Source organism: Streptomyces cinereospinus (assembly GCF_042430725.1).
Lineage (GTDB): Bacteria > Actinomycetota > Actinomycetes > Streptomycetales > Streptomycetaceae > Streptomyces > Streptomyces cinereospinus.
In genome coordinates, this window is the sequence record NZ_JBHMCY010000081.1 from 1 (window position 1) to 18,748 (window position 18,748).

Genomic DNA, 18,748 nt, shown 5'->3' on the forward strand with positions numbered 1-18,748 from the left:
CCGCCCGCGCCGCCCGTGCCGGCTCCGGCGCCGACCCCGACGCGGCTGGACACCCCGCGGCCGGGGCGCCCGCGGGCCCGCCGACCACTCCTCGTCGCGGCCGCCGCCCTGCTGGCCGCGGGCGCGCTCACGGCACTCGCGCTCTCCCTCCGCACGTCCGACGGCGGGACGAAGGACGACCAGCGGGCGGTCGGCGCGCACGGCGGCTCCACAGCACCCCCCGTGAGCCCGGCTCCGACGCCCAGCGCGACCCCCACGCCGACCCCCACCGGCGCGGCCCCCGCTCCGGCCCCCTCGGGATCGTCCTCCGCCCCGCTCGGGGACGGGTCCGGCGGCCGCTGGATCGCGCAGCTGCACTCCGAACCGCTCACCGCCGGCACCGCGGTCCGCGACCAGCGCCTCGCGCGGGTCCGCGAGTCCGTGCCCGAGGCCGTCGCCGTCCGCAGCGACGACTACGCGTCGCTCCGCCCCGGCTACTGGGTGATCTACGCGCCGGGCCCGTTCGGCGACGGCCGGTCGGCACTGGCCTTCTGCGCCGAGCGCGGGCGCACGTCGGCGAACGCCTGCGTGGGGCGCTACCTGAGCACCAGCCCCGCCGACTTCGCCCTGCAGTGCCGCCCTCCGGTGACCAGCCCCGCGGGCCGCTGCACCCGCGGGACGTGACGGGACGGTCCGCCGCACGCGGGAGGTGACGGACAGGACGTGACGGAACGGTACGCCGCGCACGCGGGATGCCGCGGACCGGGACGGCCGGCGCGCGGCGACGCGGCCCGGACCGTCAGCCCCCGTCACCCCCGGGCGCCCCACGGACCTCGGCGGCCGGCGGTGTCACGGACGCGGCCGGGGAAAGCTCTCCAGCGCCCGGGCCAGCCCCGCCGCGTCCGTCCCCACCTTGCGGTACACCAGCGACAGCAACTGCCGTACCCCCTGCTCGGTGAGGCGCAGTTCCTTCGCCACGACCGCCACCCCCTTGCCCAGCGCGGTCATCTCGGCCGCGCGGCGCTCCTGTTCCGTGAGCGTGTCCGTCTGGGCGTAGCGCAGGGGCAGGGGGCGCAGCCCGGCGGCCGACAACTCGTCCCGGGCGCGCGCCGCCAGTGCCTCCGCACCGCAGTGCACGGCGCCTTCCAGGCCTTGGTACAGCCGGTCGGCGGCCTCCTGGACCCGTCCGTTGCGGGCCAGCAGGGCACCGTGACCGACCAGCGCGCGGGCCAGTTCGTACGCCGCCGGCGACCGCTGCAGTTCGGCCACGGCCTCGGCGTACAGGTCGAGGGCGGCCGCACCGCCGGTCACCTCGGCCTCGGTGTGCAGCGCCTGGCCGATCGCGGAGGCGGCGCCGAAGTCGCGGGCCCGCTTGACGGCGTCCCGCGCGACACGCACCGCCCGGCCCGGCGCGGACGGCGCGAGGGCGTGGGCCAGGTTGAGCTGCCAGGGGCACCAGGCCGGGTTGCGCCAGGCCCGCGCCTCCAGCCGGTCCCCGACGGCGGTCAGCAGCCGCTCGGCCTCGGCGTACCGGCCCTCGGCGAGGAGCAGTTCGGCGTAGACGGTGCGCGAGTCCGGGTAGATGACGGCGTTCGGGACGACATCGCCGTAGCGGTGCTCGTCGGCGACCTTACGGGCGTCGGCGGTGCGGCCCCGGGCCAGCAGGGTCTGGATGAGGATGCCGAGGGCGAACCACCGGGCGGGTACGGCGCCCTCCACGCGCTCGGCGGTGCGCAGGCCTTCCCGGACCCAGTGCTCCGCCTCGGCCAGCAGTCCCCGGCGGTAGCGGATGTAGCCGAAGAGGGTCTGCCCGACCGCCAGATGGGAGCCGCGCCAGCCCTTGCGCCGGCATTCGGCCATGCCCCTGGTGAACAGCTCCTCGGCGCGTCCCGGCTGGTCGCCGTACATGAACACCAGGGCGACGGAGACGGGGACCTCGAAGCCGCGGTTCTCCTCGGTCCAGCTCATGCCGCCGTGCAGGGCCTCCTCGGCGCAGGTGAGAGCGGTGTGCCGGGGCTCGCCGCGGACCAGGGCGTCCCAGCCCCGCAGGCCCAGGATGCAACGCTCCTCCAGGCTCCGGCCGGGCAGGCGTCCGGCGAGCCGGGCCAGCTTGCGCGAGAGGGCGGGCGAGTCGGGCTCGTCGGCGCGGAACATGCTCCACACGAAGTGATCGGCCTGCATGCGCAGCCTGATCCGCGCGTTGGTGGCCTGGCGCGCCTCCCGCTCGGCCACGGCGGCGGCCTCCGCCATCTGGTCCGTGTGGGCCAGCGCCTGGGTCAGCCGGTAGACGACGGAGGCCCGCAGGCCGGGGTCGAGGTCCGGTTCCGCGAGCGCCTCCCGCAGGTGGCTGACCGTGGCGGTGGGCTCGATCAGGAAGGTCGCGCAGGCCAGGTCGTGCAGGAGCGCGGCCCGGTCCTCCGGCAGCGGCGGCTCCTGCAGCGCCCGGGCGAGGAGCCGGCGGGCGGCTTCCGGGGCACCGGCGCGCAGGTACTCGCGGGCGGCCTCCCAGAGGCAGGCGACCGCCTCGGTGCTGCCCTCGCAGGGCACCTCCAGCAGGTGCCGGGCCGCGGCGGTGGGGCCCAGTCCCGCCGCCCGGACGGCCACCGCGGCGGCGTTGTGCATGCCGACCCGGAACCCGGTGCGGATCGACCGGTAGATCGTGGTGGCGATCAGCGGGTGCACGAACTCCAGGCCGCCGCCGGGTGCGTGGTGCTCGGCCAGGATGCGGGCCGCGCGCAGCTGCGCGGTCGCCTCGGCGGCCTGCTCGCTGCCGACGCACGCGATGGTGGCGGCGATGTCGGGCCGGAACGGGGCGCCGAGCACGGCTCCGGCCTCGGCGAAGTGGACGGTGCTGGTGCTGAGCTGTTCGAGGGCCCCGATGAGTCCCGGCCCCTTCACCGCCGCCGCGAGGTCACGCATGACCGGCAACTCGCTCGCCGAGCCCGTCAGACGGCGTTCGCCGAGCCTGATGGCCAGTTCGACGGCCTCGAACGGGCTGCCGCCGGTGACGTCGAAGCACTCCTCGCAGAACTCGTCGTCGGCCGTGTCACCCAGTTCCTCCCGGACGATCCGCGCCACCGCCTCGCGGGTGAGCGGTGCCAGCGGGTACGGGCGCGTCCCCTGCCCCGTCACCAGCGCGCGGAAGGAAGCCGCCTCGGGCGGCAGCTCGTTCGGCCGGTAGGCGACGACGATGAGCAGGGGCAGGCCGTCGGTCCGGCCGGCGAACGAGGTGAGCCAGCCGAGGGACTCGACGTCGGCCCAGTGCAGGTCGTCCAGGATCAGCACCACGGGCGCCTGTTGCACCGTCAGGCACGTCATGACCCAGTCGAGCCCGTCCCGCACGCCGGTCGGGTCCGGCATCTGGCCGTCGTCCGTCGCCTCCAGCCCGAGTACCACGGCGACGATGTCGTACCAGCTGCCGAGGAAGGTGCGCAGTCCCTGCTGGTCCAGGCCGGCCAGGGCCGGCTGCACGAGCTGGCGCACCAGGTGGAAGGCCAGCTCCTGCTCGTTCTCGCCGCCCCTGCCCGACAGGACGGTGCACCCGTGGGCGACGGCCCGGGCGCGCGCCTCGGCGAGCAGCCTCGTCTTGCCCAGGCCGGCCGGGCCGGTGAAGGCGATCAGCCTGCCCCGCCCCCGGTACGGTGTGCCGTCCGCGGCGCCCCGCAGGTCCGACAGCGCGGCTTCGAGGTCTTGAAGTTCCCGGTCGCGCTCGAACAACGACCGGGGCTCCGTGATCGGTTGTCGCGACACTCGCGCCATGTGCGCTACCGCTTCCTGTCATTGATCCTCGGAGGACAGCGCCGAGAGTACGCCCCGCCGGACACCCCGTGGCCAAAATGCGGTAGGAGGATGACAGGGAAGGATGAATCATCCGACAGCGTGGTTTGATGGTCAGTTCTTCGGGTACGCCCCCCCGGTCGTCGGGGCCCCGGGGGGCGACTCTCACGGATCCACGGGTGCCACGGCCGAGTCCGCGTAGCGCGGGACGGTGCGGGACCAGTGGTAACAGCCGCGGATCCAGTCGGTCATGCCCTGCGTGTAGCCGACGCCCGCGGGGCTCAGCTCGGGCTCGATCTCGGCGCGCAGCGCCTGGAACTCGCCGATCGTGTCGTTGATCTCCCGGACGGCGAGCCGCACCGCGTCCGCCAGGGAGCACTGCTGGGCGCGCTGGTGGGCCAGGGCCAGGTTGATCAGTCCGCCCGCCCGTTGCTCCTTCACCGCCGAGAAGAGGTCGGCGGTCCACACGGCCGCGTCGACCGACAGCCGCCGCAGCCGTTCCACGACGGGGTGGTGGAGCTCCTCGGGGGTCAGCTCGTGGGACTGCGCGGCCTCGTACAGCGGGTAGAAGGGTTCGACGCCCGCCGTCAGCGACCGTATGGTCGTGCACACCCCGGTCGCCAGGGGGACCGAGCGTGTCTGGGCCACCGACTCGTACAGCAGGCCGTGCACGTACTCGCGGCCGTGCCAGCTCCAGCGGGCGGCCTGCGCGGGTGTGCACCGCTCCTGGACCTGGCGGCGGAGGTCGGTCAGCGCGGCGCCGAGGGGGGTGCTCGGCGACAGGCCGTCCCGGAGGATCCCGACGCTCTCGCACACCATGGGCAGCAGCCGGCCGGGCCACCGGCGGCCGACGTCCTCGGCGCGGTCGTCGTAGACGAACTGGTAGGCGATCTGGTTCGCGACGATCTGGAGAGTGCCGCGGTCGACCGTCGGACTGGTGCAGGACGCCAGCCGGGCGGGCCGGGTGCGGACGACCATCCGCGCGACGGCCGGGTCGTCGGTCAGTCCCCAGGTGCGCAGCCACGCGTCGACCCCTGCCGCGACGTCGGCCTCATGGGGATTGCGGAGGAAGGGGAAGGGCATGTGGAGGGAGGCGTCTATCAGGTCCTTGAGCGTGCCTCCGGACAGTCCACCGGGCCGTGCGACCGGGATCTCCTGATGCACCGTGGACATCGTCTGTCACCTGCCGTTCGGAAGTCCTGTCATGGCTGACGCGGCTCGCAGATCATCGTCAGTGCCCTCGGGCCCAAGGTGGCCGCCGGACGGGGCGGTCCGGCGTGGCCCGACACGGGCCGCAGACGCCAGCGCGCGGCGATCGTCGCGACCGCCACCACCGCCTCCGCCATGGCCAACCGGTCGCCGATGCATGCGCGGTTGCCCGCGGCGAACGGCAGCATCGCGCCCTTGCGCACGGCCGTCGCCCCTCCCGGAAGCCAGCGTTCGGGCCGGAACCGCTCGGGCTCGGGAAAGGACGCGGGATCGTGGTGCAGGAGATAGGGGCTGTACAGGATCGTCGCCCCGCGCGGCAGCCGGTGCCCGCCCAGCTCCGTCGCCCTGGTGGTGGTCCGGGTGAACAGCCAGCCGGGCGGGCGCACCCGCAGCGTCTCGGTGACCACGCACCGGGTGTACCGCAGCCGTTCCAGCGCGTCGTGACCGGGGGTGTGTCCGCCGGGGAGCGTGGCGTCGACCTCGCGGTACAGTGCGCGTTCGGCGTCCGGGTTCACCGCCAGCAGGCCGAACGCGGAGGCCAGGCACATCGCGGTGGTCTCCACCCCGGTGAGCAGGAGGGTGACGAGCTGGTCGTGGATCTCCTGGTCGGTGACCGCGCACGGTCCGTCGCCGTCGCCGGAGCCGTCGCGGGCCGCGAGCAAGGTGCCCAGGACGTCGTCACGGGGCGGCGCCGCCCGGCGCTCGGCCATGATCGCGTCGATCAGCGCGTGCAGGCGGCGCAGCGCGTCCTGGTACCGCCGGTTGGCGGGCGTGGGTATGCGGAAAACGGCGTCGACCGGCACCACCGTACGGACGAACAGGCCCCGCACGACGGCGGCGAGGCTCTCGCGCACGACGGCCGCCCGCTCGGCGTCCAGCGACCCGGAGAACAGCAGCCGGCTGGTCACCCCTGTGGTCAGGGCCATCATCGCCCCGGTGACGTCGATCCGTTCACCGGGGCGCCACGCCCGGCACAAGGCTTCGGCCTCCTCGCCCATCGACGTGGTGTACGCGGGGATGCGGGACGGGTGGAAACCGGGTTGCAGGATCATGCGCTGGCGGCGGTGCTCGGACTGGGGGCAGGTGACGATGCCGTTGCCCATCAGCGCGCCGAGCCGGTCGTACTGCGTGCCGCCCTTGTCGAAGACGTGCGGTTCCCTGAGCATCTGATGGACCAGCTGGGGGTCGCAGATCATCCAGGCGCGCCGCGGGCCCAGGCGTAATGCGACCAGATCGCCTTGCTCGGGTAGGGAATTCAGAAAGTCCAGCGGGCGCCGGAACAAAGCGATAGCGTGGCTCACGGGAGGGAATATGCCCGGCGCAGTACCCACGGTCCATGGCCGGGTCGGTTCGGTCCTGGCACCACTCATCGAAACCCCTTGCCTCAGCCGACGTGCACAAGTCGGTGACCGCCAACGGCCTGGCGCCTGAATCAGAGTTCTCCCCGGTTCAACCCGAGGTCCGCCTTCGACATCCACTTTTCCCGGGGGCGCACGGAAGCACGCGGAAGCATCGATGAACAGCAGTTGATGTGGCCTGCACAGAAAGCCTCTTGACTTCCGCGGAATACGGTGCCCGAGCAGGGGCGTGCATTACCGGCCCGGGGCCCCCGCCCGCAGTCCGTCCATCACGAGGTCCAGCAGCCAGGCCGCGCGCGGTTGCCAGTCGGTGTGCGGATCGATCTGCCACAGGCCGGAGATGGCGAGGGAGAAGTCGTCCGCGCTCACGCCGGGGCGGATGGTGCCGGCCTCCTCGTTGGCGCGCAGCAGGAGTTCGGCGGCGGCGAGCAGCGGGGTGGGGCCGGGCTGCTGCGCTCCCGGTGTGCTGCCGGCCTGCCGGAGAGCCTCCGCCAGGCCCGCCTTGGTCATGGCGAACCGCGCGAGGTCGTCCATCCACGCCCGCAGCGCCTCGTCCGGTTCCCGGCACTCCAGCAACTCGGCCGCGCTGTCGGTCACTTGCTGCATCTCGTGCCGGTAGATCTCCAGCACCAGCGCCTCGCGGTTGGGGAAGTTCCGGTAGAACGTGGCCTGCCCCACGCCCGCCTTCCTGGCGATCGCGCTCAGCGGGGCGTCCGGGCAGCCGGTCAGCTCCTCCAGGGCGACCTCGAGGATCCGCTCCCGGTTCCGCTGCGCGTCCGAGCGCCGGGGCCCGGTCTTCTTCTCCCGCACGTGGTCCTCCTCGCGGGCCGTGGCCGGAACCCGGTCTTGCTAAGCGGACAACTGTCCGGTAGGTTTTCCTAGTAGCGGACAACTGTCCGGTTGACTCCAGCATAGCGGCGGGCGACCCGATGTCGCCACGTCCAGCGCCGTCACGGCGCCTCTTTCCCCCCGCGTTGGACGCCACCCCGGATCTCTCCGTCCGTCTTCGTTTCTCCTCGTCTGCGTGCCTCGGATACGCGAAAGAAGGCTGATCATGGCCCCATCGACGTCCAGCGCCGTCACCTTGAACATCAACGGCGAGAAATACCCGCTGTCCGTCGACCACCGCACCACCCTGCTCGACGCGCTGCGCGAGCGCCTCGATCTCACCGGCACGAAGAAGGGGTGTGACCAGGGTCAGTGCGGTGCCTGCACCGTGCTGGTCGACGGCCGGCGGGCCGTGTCCTGCCTGCAACTCGCGGTGGCCGCCGACGGGCGGGAGATCACCACCATCGAGGGGATGGCCGAGGGCGGCCGGCTGCACCCGGTCCAGCAGGCGTTCCTCGACCTCGACGGCTTCCAGTGCGGCTACTGCACCCCCGGACAGATCTGCTCCGCCGCCGCCGTCATCGAGGAACACGCGGCCGGCTGGCCGAGCGCCGTCACCGGTGACCTGCGACCGGAGGCGGAACCGCCGCCCCTGACACCCGAGGAGATCCGGGAGCGGATGAGCGGCAACCTCTGCCGTTGCGGAGCCTATGTGTCGATCGTGCAGGCCGTCGCCCGCGCGGCCGGCGAGCGGGCCAGGACCGCCGAGACCGAGGAGGAGGCGGCGTGAAGGAGTTCGGCTACCAGCGGGCCGCGGACGTCCCGGGAGCCGTCGCGCTGCTCGGCGCCGACCCGGACGCCCGCTTCCTCGGCGGCGGCACCAACCTCGTCGACCTGATGAAGACCGGCGTCGAACACCCCGCCCGGCTCGTCGACGTCCGCGACCTGCCCCTCGACCGGATCGAGCCGACCGGGCACGGCGGTCTGCGCGTCGGCGCCACCGTCACCAACAGCGACCTCGCCGCCCACCCCGAGGTCCGCCGCCGCTACCCGGCGCTGACCCAGGCCGTGCTGGCCGGCGCCTCCGGACAACTGCGCAACATGGCCACCGTCGGCGGCAACCTGCTCCAGCGCACCCGCTGCGGCTACTTCGCCGACGTGACCCAGCCCTGCAACAAGCGCGTCCCCGGCAGCGGCTGCCCCGCCATCGTGGGCGAGCACCACAACCACGCCGTCCTGGGCGCGTCCGAGCACTGCGTCGCCACCCACCCCTCGGACATGGCGGTCGCGCTCACCGCCCTCGACGCCGTCGTCTCGTTCGAAACGGCCGACGGGCCGGGGGAGTTGCCGCTCACCGAGTTCTACCGGCCGGTGGGTGACACCCCGCACCGGGAGACCGCCCTGCCGCCGGGCGCGCTGATCACCGGCGTCACCCTGCCGCCCGCCCCGGTCGCCGCCCGCTCCCGCTACCGCAAGGTGCGTGAGCGCGCCTCGTACGCCTTCGCGATCGGCTCCGTCGCCGCCGCGCTCGACGTCCACCGGGGGACCGTGCGGGACGTGCGGCTGGCGTTCGGCGCGGTCGCCTCCCGGCCGTGGCGGGCCCGTGCGGCCGAGGAGACGCTGACCGGGGCCCCCGCCGACGCCACCGCCTTCGCGGCCGCGGCCGACGCCGAACTGGCCGCCGCCGAGCCGCTGCCGCACAACCGGTACAAGGTGACCCTCATGCGCAACCTCGTGATCGCCGTGCTGACCGAACTCGCCGAGGAGGCCGACGCCCGATGACCACCGTCACCCGACCGGCGTCCGCCGTCGGCGCCGCCCATACCCGCGTCGAGGGCCGGGACAAGGTCACCGGCGCCGCCCGCTACGCGGCGGAGATACCCTTCGCCGACCTCACCCACGGCTGGCTGGTGCTGTCCACCGTCGCCCGCGGCCGCGTCCGCGCCCTGGAGACCGACCGCGTGCTCGCGATGCCCGGCGTCCTCGCCGTCCTGCACCACGGCAACGCCCCCCGCGTCGACACCGACCACGTCCAGCTGCTCGGCACCCCGCCGGACCCGACGGCCGCCCTGTTCCAGGACGACCGGGTGCCGCACGCCGGCTGGCCGGTGGCCCTGGTGGTCGCCGAGACGTCCGAGCAGGCCCGGGAGGCCGCCGAGGTCATGGTCGTGCACTACGACCGGGAACCCCACGACGTCGCCTTCCACGCCGGCCGCCCGGACATCCACCCGGTGGACGGCCAGGTGCCGGCGGTGACCGGCAAGGGCGAGCTGGAGGCCGAACTCGCCGCGTCCGCCGTCGTCCTGGACGCCGAGTACACGACCCCGGAGGAGCACCACAACCCGATGGAGCCGCACGCGGCGGCGGCCCGCTGGGACGGCGGACGGCTCGACGTCGTCGACTCCAACCAGGGCGCCACCTGGGTCCAGGACGGCCTCGCCAAGCTCTTCTCCCTCGACCCGGGCGCGGTGCGGGTCCGCTCCGAACACGTCGGGGGCGGCTTCGGCAGCAAGGGCGTGCGGGCCCACCAGGTGGCCGCCGTGATGGCCGCCACCGTCCTGCAGCGCCCGGTCCGGGTGGTGCTGACCCGCCGCCAGATGTTCTCCCTGGCCGGCCACCGCAGCCCCACCAGCCAGCGCGTCCGGCTCGGCGCCGAAGCCGACGGACGGCTGCGGGCCCTGGAGCACCGCTCGCTCAACCACACCTCCACGGTCCTCGACTTCGTCGAGCCCGGCGCCGGTGTGGCCCGGGTGATGTACGACGCCGACGCCCACCACACCGCCAACCACGTCGTACGGCTCGACGTGCCGCACCCCACCTGGATGCGCGCGCCGGGCGAGGCCCCGGGGGCGTTCGCGCTGGAGTCGGCGCTCGACGAACTCGCCGAGAAGTGCGGCATCGACCCGATCGCCCTGCGCGTCCGCAACGAGCCCACCGCCGGACCGGTGTCCGGGCTGCCGTTCAGCAGCCGCAACCTGCTCGCCTGCTTCGAGGAGGGCGCCCGCCGCTTCGGCTGGGCCGACCGGGACCCGCGCCCCGGGGTGCGCCGGGACGGACGCTGGCTGCTCGGCACCGGCACCGCGGCGTCCTCCTTCTTCGCCGGAGCCGCGCCCTCGACGGCGGCGGTCACGGCGGAGGCGGACGGCACCTTCACCGTGCGGACCGCGGCCTCGGACCTCGGCACCGGAGCCCGTACCGCGCTCACCCTGATCGCCGCCGACGCGCTGGACGTGCCGCCGGACCGGGTCCGGATGCGGATCGGGGACAGCGACTTCGGACCGGCGATGATCGCCGGCGGCTCCATGGGCACCCGGTCCTGGGGCTGGTCGATCACGGCCGCCGCCGCCGAGCTGCGCGAACGGCTGGCCCCGGGCGTGGACATCCCGCCGGAGGGCATCACCGTGCGGTCGGACACCACCGAGGCGATCGGTGCCCTCGCCCAGAAGGAACGGCACTCGTTCGGTGCGCAGTTCGCCGAGGTCGCCGTGGACGTCGCCACCGGCGAGGTCCGGGTCCGGCGCATGCTCGGCATCTTCGCCGCGGGCCGGATCGTCAACCCGCTGACCGCGCGCAACCAGCTCGTCGGCGGCATGATCTGGGGCATCTCCATGGCCCTGCACGAGGAAGCCGTCCGCGACCGCGCCTCCGGCGGCAACGTCGGCGCCGACCTCGCCGGCTACCACGTGGCCGCGCACGCCGACATCCCCCACGTCGAGGCGGACTGGGTGGACGACCCCGACCCCGACGACCCCGTCGGCATCAAGGGCATCGGCGAGATCGGCGTCGTCGGCGCCGCGGCCGCGGTCGCCAACGCGGTCTGGCACGCGACCGGCGTCCGCCACCGCAGCCTGCCCATCCGGCCCGACCGTGTCCTGCTGGCGGCCGCCGATGCTTGACATCGCCGCCGAACTGCACCGCTGGGCCGAGGAGGGCCGCGAGTTCGCCGTCGCCACGGTCGTCTCCGTGGCCGGCAGCGCCCCCCGCGCGCCCGGCGCCGCCCTCGCGGTGGACACCGACGGCACGGTCGTCGGCTCGGTCTCCGGCGGCTGTGTCGAAGGAGCGGTGTACGACCTGTGCCGGCGATCCCTGCGCAGCGGGGAGACGTTCGTCGAACGCTTCGGCTACAGCGACGAGGACGCCTTCGCGGTGGGCCTGACGTGCGGCGGCGAGATCGAGGTCCTGATCACACCGGTGACGCACGAGAGGAAGGTCGTCGCGAGCGCGCTGGGGGCCGTGTCCCGCGGCGGGACGGTGGCCCTGGCGCGGGTGACGGGCGGCACCCCGGACCTGCTCGGCACGTCGTCGCTGGTCCACCCGGACGGCACGTACGAGACGGAGGTGCACGGGACGGAGCCGCGCGACCTGGTGGAACGCATCACGGCCGAGGCGGGCGCCCTGCTGGACGCCGGGCGCACCGGCACGGTCGAACTCTGCGGCCTCACCGTCCTGGTGGAGTCGCGCGTCCCGCCGCCCCGCATGATCGTCTTCGGTGCGATCGACTTCGCCGCGGCCCTCGTCCGCACCGCCAAACTCCTCGGCTACCACGTCACCGTCTGCGACGCCCGGCCCGTGTTCGCCACGCGCGCCCGCTTCCCCGAGGCCGACGACATCGTGGTCGACTGGCCGCACCGGTATCTGCGCCGTACCGCGACGGACGGGCGCACGGTGCTGTGCGTCCTCACGCACGACGCCAAGTTCGACGTACCCCTGCTGAGGGAGGCCCTGCGGCTGCCGGTCGCGTACGTCGGTGCGATGGGGTCCCGCCGCACCCACGCGGACCGCGAACGGCGGCTGCGGGAAGCGGGCCTGGGGGAGCGGGAGCTGGCCCGGCTGCGCTCACCGATCGGGCTGGACCTGGGTGCCCGTACGCCCGAGGAGACGGCGGTGTCCATCGCCGCCGAGATCATCGCGGCCCGGCGGGGCGGCACGGGCCGGCCGCTGACGGATTCGGGGGCGCCCATCCACCGGAAGGAGGCCGTAGCGGCGGCGTAGCGGTGGGTGCACCGACGGGTTCCGGCCGAGTTTCCCAGTTTTCCGATCGAATTACTAGGAAAGTGTTGACCGGCGTCGACGGCGCGCGTGAGGATGACGTTCCCGCAGGAAGGAAGGCCGCCGTCATGACCGACCAGGAAGCCGCGCACGCGCACTGGCTGCGCACGGCCCGGGAACTGGCGGACGATCTGGCCATCGACGTGGTCGAACGCGAGCAGGCCGGGAAGGCGCCGCTGGACGAGGTCGAACGGCTGCGTGAGGCAGGGCTGCTGACCCTTCTCGTCGACGCGCACGCCGATGCCGACCGCGACACCGGCACTGCCACTGACACCGGTACCGCCACCGGCCCCGGTGCTGCCACCGATGCCGCCCCCGGCGACGACGGCGACGACGGAGGCGGCGCGGGCTGGCGCACCGCCTACGCGGTGGTCCGGACGATCGCGGCGGCCGACGGCGCGATCGGTCACCTGCTGGGCAGCCACTACTTCCTGTCCGCCGGGGCCCGCTTCTTCGCCCCGCCGGCCGTCGCCGCCCGCGTCGAACGCCAGTCCGCGGCGGAGCGGTGGTGCTGGGGCGGCGGCATCGCCTCCCGCGAGCGGCCGCTGACCCTGACCCCCGTCGGGGACGGCTACCTGCTGAACGGTCACCACGGCGACGTCACCGCCGCCCACGTCGCGGACCGGCTGCTCGTCCGCGCGGCGCGGACCGGCAGTGGTGAGCCACTGGCCGTCCTGGTCGATCCGGTCCACCCCGGCGCGGTGTACCGCACGGGCGGGGAGACCTTCGGGCAGCGACTGGCCGCCGTGGGCGGGATGGACTTCGATGCCGTGCCGGTGGCGGAGGGGGACGTGTTCGGGTCGCTCTCCGCGGACGAGGGCGTGCTGTCGCCGTTCGCCGGGCTGGCCGCGCCGGTCGCGCGACTGGTCTCCGCGCACGTCTGTCTCGGGGTCGCCGAGGGGCTGCTGGCCGAGACACGTGAGTACCACCGGCCGAACGGCCCGGCCCGCGACCCGTACCTGGTCAGCTCCTACGGAGAGCTCGCGGTCGTCGCCCGCTCCGCGTCGGCCCTCGCCGAGCAGGCGGTCGGTGCGCTGACGCACGGACTGTCGCGGGGCGAGGACCTGAACGACGACGAGTGCGCGGAGATCGCCGTCCTGGCGAGCGTGGCCGAGGCGGCCGCCACCCGGGCCGCGCAGGACATCGCCACCCGTGCCCTGGACGTCATCGGGGCCCGGGCCGCGGACCAGCGCCACGGACTCGACCGCTTCTGGCGCGACACCCGGACGCACACCCTGCGCGAACCGGCCGCGCACCGGCTCCGCGAGGTCGGCGACTACTTCCTCAACGGCGCGCACCCCGTGTTCGCCCTGCCCTGAGCGGGCCCGCCCCCTGCCGCAGGAGTCCCGCCCCCGGAAGCACTCCGCCTCAGGGGCGCTCGGCCTTGCGCTGCTTCAGCCGGGCCGCCTCCTTGCGCACCTCGGCCTGCGTGGCCTGCTCCTTCTCCAGCCACCCGGGACGCTCCTGCTTCAGCGTCTCGATCTGCTCGGTGGTCAGCGGCTCGGTCACCCCGCCGCGCGCGAGACCCGCGATGGAGACGCCCAGCTTCGCCGCGACCACCGGCCGCGGGTGCGGTCCGTTGCGTCGCAGTTCCCGCAGCCACTCGGGCGGGTCGGCCTGGAGTCCGTTCAGTTCGGTGCGCGAGACCGTGCCCTGCTGGAACTCGGCGGGAGTGGCGGGGAGGTACACACCCAGCTTCTTCGCCGCGGTCGCGGGCTTCATCGTCTGGGTGGTCTGGTGCGACGTCATGCACTCCAGACTATCCGCCGGATACGGGACGTCCGACCACAGCCGGTAACCTGGCGGGGTGACAGGCTCGGAAGCACCCTCGTCGTTCCGGCTCGCGTACGTCCCTGGGGCGACACCCGGCAAGTGGGTGCGGATCTGGAACGAGCGCCTGCCCGACGTCCCCCTCGCCCTGCTCCCCGTGACGGCCGCCGAGGCGTGCGACGTGCTGCGCGCCGGCGACGCGGACGCGGGCGTCCTGCGGCTGCCCGTGGACCGTACGGTCTTCAGCGCGATCCCCCTCTACACCGAGACGACGGTCGTCGTGGTTCCCAAGGACCACCTGCTCACGGCGGCGGACGAGGTGACCGTCGAGGACCTCGCCGACGAGGTGGTCCTGCACCCCCTGGACGACGTGCTCGGCTGGGAGCGGCTGCCCGGGGAGCCCGCCTTCGAACGTCCCGCCGCCACCGCCGACGCGGTGGAACTCGTCGCCGCGGGCATCGGGGTCCTGGCCGTCCCGCAGTCCCTGGCCCGGCTGCACCACCGCAAGGACCTCACCTACCGGCCGCTCCTGGACGCGCCCCGGTCGAGCGTGGCCCTGTCCTGGCCGGAGGAGGCCCACACCGACCTGGTCGAGGACTTCATCGGCATCGTGCGCGGGCGGACGGTGAACAGCACCCGGGGCCGGACCCAGCCGGCCGCCCAGCCGAAGGAGCAGCGCCGCGCCGAGCCCGCCGCGCGCCGGAAGCCGGCCGCGCGGCAGACCCCGCGGTCCGGCACCGCGAGGACCGGCCGCCGCGGCAAGCCCCGCCGCCGTTCCTAGAGGGGCGTCGTCGGCGCCCGCGCCGGTGCTGTCCGCGGGGCGTCCCGGCTCAGGCGGTGCGGCGGGTGCGCGCCGGCCAGTCGTACGCCGGCCGTGCGGTGGACTCCGCCCACGCTGCCCCGACCGTCACCCCGGGCCGGCACACGATCGTCCGCACCGTGCCCGGCCCCTTGCCGAGGATCTTCGCCGCCCCGGGTCCTTGCCCGGACCCGGACGCCCGCTCGGCTCGACGAACCGCTGGCCAGCCCCGCGGGACGAGCCCGGGAAGACCGTGGAGCGCATCGACACGCTCACCGGACACGTCCGCCGGAAGCGGCAGCGAGGTCAGCGATCAGGCTGAGGGCTCGCTCCATCCTCGGCCGAGGGGCGCCGCTTGACCGTCAGCGAGCCTGCGGTCGTCTGACGGAGTCGGGCCGAGTGGAGGTGCCGGCGCCGGTCAGAGGGCCGGGACGGAGTTCGTGGCGATGGCTCGGGAGTACCAGCGGGCGCTGCGCTTGGGGGTGCGGAGCTGGGTGTCGTAGTCGACGTGGACGGCGCCGAAGCGCTTGGCGTAGCCGTAGGCCCATTCGAAGTTGTCGAGGAAGGACCAGAGGAAGTAGCCGCGGACGTCGGCGCCGTCGTTGACGGCCTGGTGGACGGCGGCGAGGTGCTTGTGGAGGTAGGCGATGCGGTCGTGGTCGTGGACCTGGCCGTCTGCCGTCGTGAGGACGTCGGGGAAGGCGCCGCCGTTCTCGGTGACGGCGAGGGGGAGGCCGGGGTGGGCGTGGGTGATGGCCATGAGGAGGTCGTAGAGGCCGGTGGGGTCGATGGCCCAGCCCATGTCGGTGGTCTCGCCGGGCGGGAGGTGGAAGTTGATGCTCTCGGAGCCGGGCCAGGGTGAGTGGTCGCTCTCGCCGTGGGCGTGGTTGACCGCGGCGGCGTCGGGGGTGGGGGCGGAGACGACGGCGGGGGTGTAGTAGTTGATGCCGAGGAGGTCGATGGGGGTGTTGATGGCGGCCTCGTCGCCGGGCTGGACGAGGGTGTCCCAGTCGACGATGTGGGAGGTGTCGGCGAGGAGGTCGGCGGGGTAGGCGCCGGAGAGCATGGGGCCGGTGAAGATGCGGTTGCCGACGGCGTCGATGCGGCGGGCGGCGTCGAGGTCGGCGGGGCTGGAGGTGAGCGGCCGGACCTGGTGGAGGTTGAGGGACACCGCGACCTGGGCGGTGGGCAGCGCGCTGCGCAGGGCGGCGGTGGCGCGGCCGTGGGCGAGGTTGAGATGGTGGGCTGCGCGCAGGGCGAGTGCGGGGTCGGTCCTGCCAGGGGCGTGGACGCCGGAACCGTAGCCGAGGAAGGCCGAGCACCACGGCTCGTTGAGGGTGGTCCATACGTCGACGCGGTCTCCGAGTGCCTCGGCGGCCAGGGCCGCGTACTCGCCGAAGCGTTCCGCGGTCGCGCGTTCGGTCCAGCCGCCCGCGTCTTCCCGTTCCTGCGGGAGGTCCCAGTGGTAAAGGGTGGCGACGGGCTTGATGCCGGCGTCGAGGAGTTCGTCGACGAGGCGGCCGTAGAAATCGAGGCCGGCGGGGTTGGCGGGACCTCGGCCTCCCGGCTGGATGCGGGACCAGGACAGGGAGAAGCGGTAGGCCTGGATGCCGAGGTGGGACATGAGGGTGACGTCGGTGCGGTAGCGGTGGTAGTGGTCGCAGGCGGTGTCGCCGGTGTCGCCGTTGGCGACCTTGCCGGGGGTGTGGGAGAAGGTGTCCCAGATGGAGGGGGTGCGGCCGCCCTCGGCGGTGGCGCCCTCGATCTGGTAGGCGGCGGTGGCGACGCCCCACAGGAAGCCGGGCGGGAAGCTCAGTGGGTCGATGGCGGCGGTGGCGGGGCCGGCGACAGGGGTTGCGGGCATGACGGCGTGCTCCTTCGGCGGGAGGGAGGGGCGGGAGGCGGGAGGGAGGGGCGGTGCGGGGAGGGCGCCGGCGGTCAGCCCTTGATGGCTCCCTGGGTGATGCCTCCGACGATGTGGCGTCCGAAGAGGACGAAGACCAGGAGCAGTGGCAGGGTGCCGATGAGTGCGCCGGCGGTGATGACGGACCAGTCCGTGGACCAGCCAGTGCCCAGTCCGGCGAGGGCGACCTGGACGGTGGGGTTGGTGGAGCCGTTCATCACGATGATCGGCCAGAGGAAGTCGTTCCAGGATTGGACGAAGGTGAGCATGCCCAGGATGGCCATGGCCGGGCGGGCGATGGGGAAGACGACGTGCCAGATGACGCGCAGGGAGTTGGCGCCGTCGACGCGGGCGGCTTCGAGGAGTTCGGTGGGCAGCGCCTGGGTGAGGAACTGACGCATGAAGAAGACGCCGAACGCGGTGACCAGCACGGGCAGGATCAGTGCGCCGAGGTGGTTGGTCAGTCCCATGTTCTTGGTGAGGATGAACAGGGGTACGACGCTGAGCTGGGCGGGCACGGCGAGGGTGGCCAGGACCACGCCGAGGAGGACCTTCATGCCGCGGAAGCGGAGTTTGGCGAAGGCGAAGCCCGCGAGGACCGAGAAGGTCACCGTGGTGAAGGTGACGGCTCCGGCGACGAGGGTGGAGTTGAGCAGGGCGACGCTCATGCCGCGGCCGCCGGCGTTGTCCCACACGTAGGAGAGATTCTTGAGGAGGTTGCCGCCGGGCAGGAGCGGCGGCGGGCTGGAGACCACGGAGTGGCTGTCGGTGGAGGCGGCGACCAGGGTCCAGTAGAGCGGGAACAGCGAGGCCAGGGCGGCGAGGCCCAGGACGATGTGGGCGAGTGGTCCGGCCCGGTGCTGACCGCCGGCTCTGCCGGCCCGGGTTGTGGGTCGTTCGGCGCGGCGGTCGCGGCGGTCGGTGGCGGTTGCGGTGGTGGTGGTCATGTCGTACTCCACGTCACTGGGAGGCGCGCAGGCGGCGGGTGATCAGCGCGTTGACCAGCCCGATGAGCAGCAGCAGGCCGAACATGATCCAGGCGACCGCGCTGGCGCGCCCGAGCATGCTCGAGTGGAATCCCTGGTCGTACATGAGGATGCCGAGGGTCTCGTACTGGTGATCGGTGCCGCCCTGGTGGCCGCTCTGGCCCCCGAAGAGGTAGGGCTCGCCGAAGAGCTGGGTGGCGCCGATGGTCGAGACGATGACGGTGAACAGGATCGTGGGGCGCAGGGCCGGGATCGTGACGTTGAGGAACTGCTGCCAGCGGTTGGCGCCGTCGAGGGCGGCCGCCTCGTAGAGTTCTCGTGGGACGGCTTGCATGGCGGCGAGGAAGATGAGGGCGTTGTAGCCGGTCCAGCGCCAGGTGACGATCGTGGAGATCGCGAACTGTGAGCTCCAGCGGCCGGCTTCCCAGCGGATGGGGTCCGCGCCGAACAGGCTGAGGACCCAGTTGGCCATGCCGCCTTCGGGGCTGAAGATCAGGGCGAAGACGAGGGTGGCCGCGGCGACGGACGTGGCGTAGGGGGCCAGCAGCGCGGTGCGGAAGAAGCCGCGGGCGCGGAGTCTGTAGTTGAGCAGGTGGGCCAGGCCGAGGGCCATGAGCAGTTGCGGCACGGTGGACAGGACGCCCAGGGTGAAGGTGTTGAGCAGGGCGTTCCAGAAGTACGTGCTCGCCTGGCCGGTGAACAGGTCGGTGTAGTTCTGCAGGCCCACCCACTCGGCGTTGTCGACGTTGTAGAGGCTCACGCGGTGGAAGGAGAGCCACCCGGTGTAGATGAGCGGGAAGAGGCCGAAGGCGGCGAAGACGATGAAGAAGGGGGCGACGAAGGCGTAGGGGGTGCCTTTGGTGTCCCAGCGGTGGAGGCGGCTGCGCCAGGCCGACGCGTTCGCGGTGCGCCGCTGGGGTGGTGGTGTGTCGTGCTGGGGCGCGGGGCCGTTGCGGCTGGGAGCGGTTGTTGAGGCCACGGGAAGGTTCCTCCGGTGGTGACGTCTGGCCGACGGTCTCGGTGTGCGGAGGGGGCCGGCCGGCCCCCGGTGACCGGCCGGCCCCCTTCCCGCCGCGGTGACAGCCGGGGA

Annotated in this window: 14 protein-coding genes and 1 pseudogene; 7 read left to right on the forward strand and 8 right to left on the reverse strand. The window is 73.5% G+C overall.

All coding sequences use genetic code 11. From position 1 onward, the window contains the following. A pseudogene (locus ACFF45_RS30170) lies at positions 1-663 on the forward strand (serine/threonine protein kinase); the annotation flags it as partial. Positions 664-828: 165 nt separating this feature from the next. On the opposite strand, the gene ACFF45_RS30175 reads toward ACFF45_RS30170, so the two are convergent. From ACFF45_RS30175 to ACFF45_RS30190, 4 genes are all read right to left on the reverse strand, one after another. Next, complete coding sequence (locus ACFF45_RS30175; RefSeq protein ID WP_381349906.1) at positions 829-3,738, reverse strand: ATP-binding protein; 2,910 nt, start codon at positions 3,736-3,738, stop codon at positions 829-831. A 183-nt stretch (positions 3,739-3,921) separates the two neighbouring features. Next, positions 3,922-4,929 carry a (-)-alpha-amorphene synthase gene (locus ACFF45_RS30180; protein ID WP_381349908.1) on the reverse strand — a complete coding sequence of 336 codons (1,008 nt, stop codon included), beginning with the start codon at positions 4,927-4,929 and terminating at the stop codon, positions 3,922-3,924. Positions 4,930-4,958: 29 nt separating this feature from the next. Then, the gene (locus ACFF45_RS30185; RefSeq protein WP_381349910.1) at positions 4,959-6,335 is read right to left on the reverse strand and encodes a cytochrome P450; all 1,377 of its coding nucleotides are present in this window, start codon (positions 6,333-6,335) and stop codon (positions 4,959-4,961) included. A 222-nt stretch (positions 6,336-6,557) separates the two neighbouring features. Then, positions 6,558-7,133, reverse strand: a complete 576-nt coding sequence (locus ACFF45_RS30190) for a TetR/AcrR family transcriptional regulator (RefSeq protein WP_381349912.1) — start codon at positions 7,131-7,133, stop codon at positions 6,558-6,560. Positions 7,134-7,377: 244 nt separating this feature from the next. Here ACFF45_RS30190 and ACFF45_RS30195 point away from each other — a divergent pair, with 244 nt between their 5' ends. The 5 genes from ACFF45_RS30195 to ACFF45_RS30215 all read left to right on the forward strand — a co-directional run bounded on the left by ACFF45_RS30195 (position 7,378) and on the right by ACFF45_RS30215 (position 13,519). Then, complete coding sequence (locus tag ACFF45_RS30195) at positions 7,378-7,941, forward strand: (2Fe-2S)-binding protein (RefSeq protein ID WP_381349913.1); 564 nt, start codon at positions 7,378-7,380, stop codon at positions 7,939-7,941. Further along, positions 7,938-8,933, forward strand: coding sequence for an FAD binding domain-containing protein (locus ACFF45_RS30200; protein WP_381349915.1), 996 nt, complete (start codon positions 7,938-7,940; stop codon positions 8,931-8,933). The genes ACFF45_RS30195 and ACFF45_RS30200 overlap by 4 nt, the downstream gene beginning before the upstream one ends. Then, positions 8,930-11,047, forward strand: coding sequence for a xanthine dehydrogenase family protein molybdopterin-binding subunit (locus ACFF45_RS30205; RefSeq protein ID WP_381349916.1), 2,118 nt, complete (start codon positions 8,930-8,932; stop codon positions 11,045-11,047). The genes ACFF45_RS30200 and ACFF45_RS30205 overlap by 4 nt, the downstream gene beginning before the upstream one ends. Next, on the forward strand, positions 11,040-12,143 hold the full coding sequence (locus ACFF45_RS30210) for an XdhC family protein (RefSeq protein WP_381349918.1): 1,104 nt from the start codon (positions 11,040-11,042) through the stop codon (positions 12,141-12,143). The genes ACFF45_RS30205 and ACFF45_RS30210 overlap by 8 nt, the downstream gene beginning before the upstream one ends. Positions 12,144-12,268: 125 nt before the next feature. Beyond that, entirely contained in the window at positions 12,269-13,519 is a 1,251-nt protein-coding gene (locus ACFF45_RS30215) for an acyl-CoA dehydrogenase family protein (RefSeq protein ID WP_381349920.1), read from the forward strand. Positions 13,520-13,568: 49 nt separating this feature from the next. Here the strand turns inward: ACFF45_RS30215 and ACFF45_RS30220 are convergent, their stop codons facing one another. Next, positions 13,569-13,949, reverse strand: a complete 381-nt coding sequence (locus ACFF45_RS30220) for a DUF5997 family protein (RefSeq protein ID WP_381349921.1) — start codon at positions 13,947-13,949, stop codon at positions 13,569-13,571. 58 nt (positions 13,950-14,007) lie between these two features. On the opposite strand from ACFF45_RS30220, the gene ACFF45_RS30225 reads away from it, so the two are divergent. Continuing rightward, positions 14,008-14,751, forward strand: a complete 744-nt coding sequence (locus tag ACFF45_RS30225) for a LysR family substrate-binding domain-containing protein (RefSeq protein ID WP_381349922.1) — start codon at positions 14,008-14,010, stop codon at positions 14,749-14,751. 436 nt (positions 14,752-15,187) lie between these two features. Here ACFF45_RS30225 and ACFF45_RS30230 read toward each other — a convergent pair whose 3' ends face one another. The 3 genes from ACFF45_RS30230 to ACFF45_RS30240 all read right to left on the reverse strand — a co-directional run bounded on the left by ACFF45_RS30230 (position 15,188) and on the right by ACFF45_RS30240 (position 18,637). Continuing rightward, a complete protein-coding gene (locus tag ACFF45_RS30230) occupies positions 15,188-16,633 on the reverse strand; it encodes a GH1 family beta-glucosidase (protein WP_381349923.1) in 1,446 nt (481 codons plus the stop codon). A 74-nt stretch (positions 16,634-16,707) separates the two neighbouring features. After that, on the reverse strand, positions 16,708-17,619 hold the full coding sequence (locus tag ACFF45_RS30235) for a carbohydrate ABC transporter permease (RefSeq protein WP_381349924.1): 912 nt from the start codon (positions 17,617-17,619) through the stop codon (positions 16,708-16,710). 13 nt (positions 17,620-17,632) lie between these two features. Further along, on the reverse strand, positions 17,633-18,637 hold the full coding sequence (locus tag ACFF45_RS30240; RefSeq protein ID WP_381349925.1) for a carbohydrate ABC transporter permease: 1,005 nt from the start codon (positions 18,635-18,637) through the stop codon (positions 17,633-17,635). Positions 18,638-18,748: the final 111 nt, after the last annotated feature.

Bases quoted from the DNA above. Each gene is read 5' to 3' on its own strand.
- ACFF45_RS30210 (WP_381349918.1), top strand. From the start codon at position 11,040: ATGCTTGACATCGCCGCCGAACTGCACCGCTGGGCCGAGGAGGGCCGC.
- ACFF45_RS30230 (WP_381349923.1), bottom strand. From the start codon at position 16,633: ATGCCCGCAACCCCTGTCGCCGGCCCCGCCACCGCCGCCATCGACCCA.
- ACFF45_RS30185 (WP_381349910.1), bottom strand. From the start codon at position 6,335: ATGAGTGGTGCCAGGACCGAACCGACCCGGCCATGGACCGTGGGTACT.
- ACFF45_RS30235 (WP_381349924.1), bottom strand. From the start codon at position 17,619: ATGACCACCACCACCGCAACCGCCACCGACCGCCGCGACCGCCGCGCC.
- ACFF45_RS30205 (WP_381349916.1), top strand. From the start codon at position 8,930: ATGACCACCGTCACCCGACCGGCGTCCGCCGTCGGCGCCGCCCATACC.
- ACFF45_RS30195 (WP_381349913.1), top strand. From the start codon at position 7,378: ATGGCCCCATCGACGTCCAGCGCCGTCACCTTGAACATCAACGGCGAG.
- ACFF45_RS30220 (WP_381349921.1), bottom strand. From the start codon at position 13,949: ATGACGTCGCACCAGACCACCCAGACGATGAAGCCCGCGACCGCGGCG.
- ACFF45_RS30175 (WP_381349906.1), bottom strand. From the start codon at position 3,738: ATGGCGCGAGTGTCGCGACAACCGATCACGGAGCCCCGGTCGTTGTTC.
- ACFF45_RS30180 (WP_381349908.1), bottom strand. From the start codon at position 4,929: ATGTCCACGGTGCATCAGGAGATCCCGGTCGCACGGCCCGGTGGACTG.
- ACFF45_RS30215 (WP_381349920.1), top strand. From the start codon at position 12,269: ATGACCGACCAGGAAGCCGCGCACGCGCACTGGCTGCGCACGGCCCGG.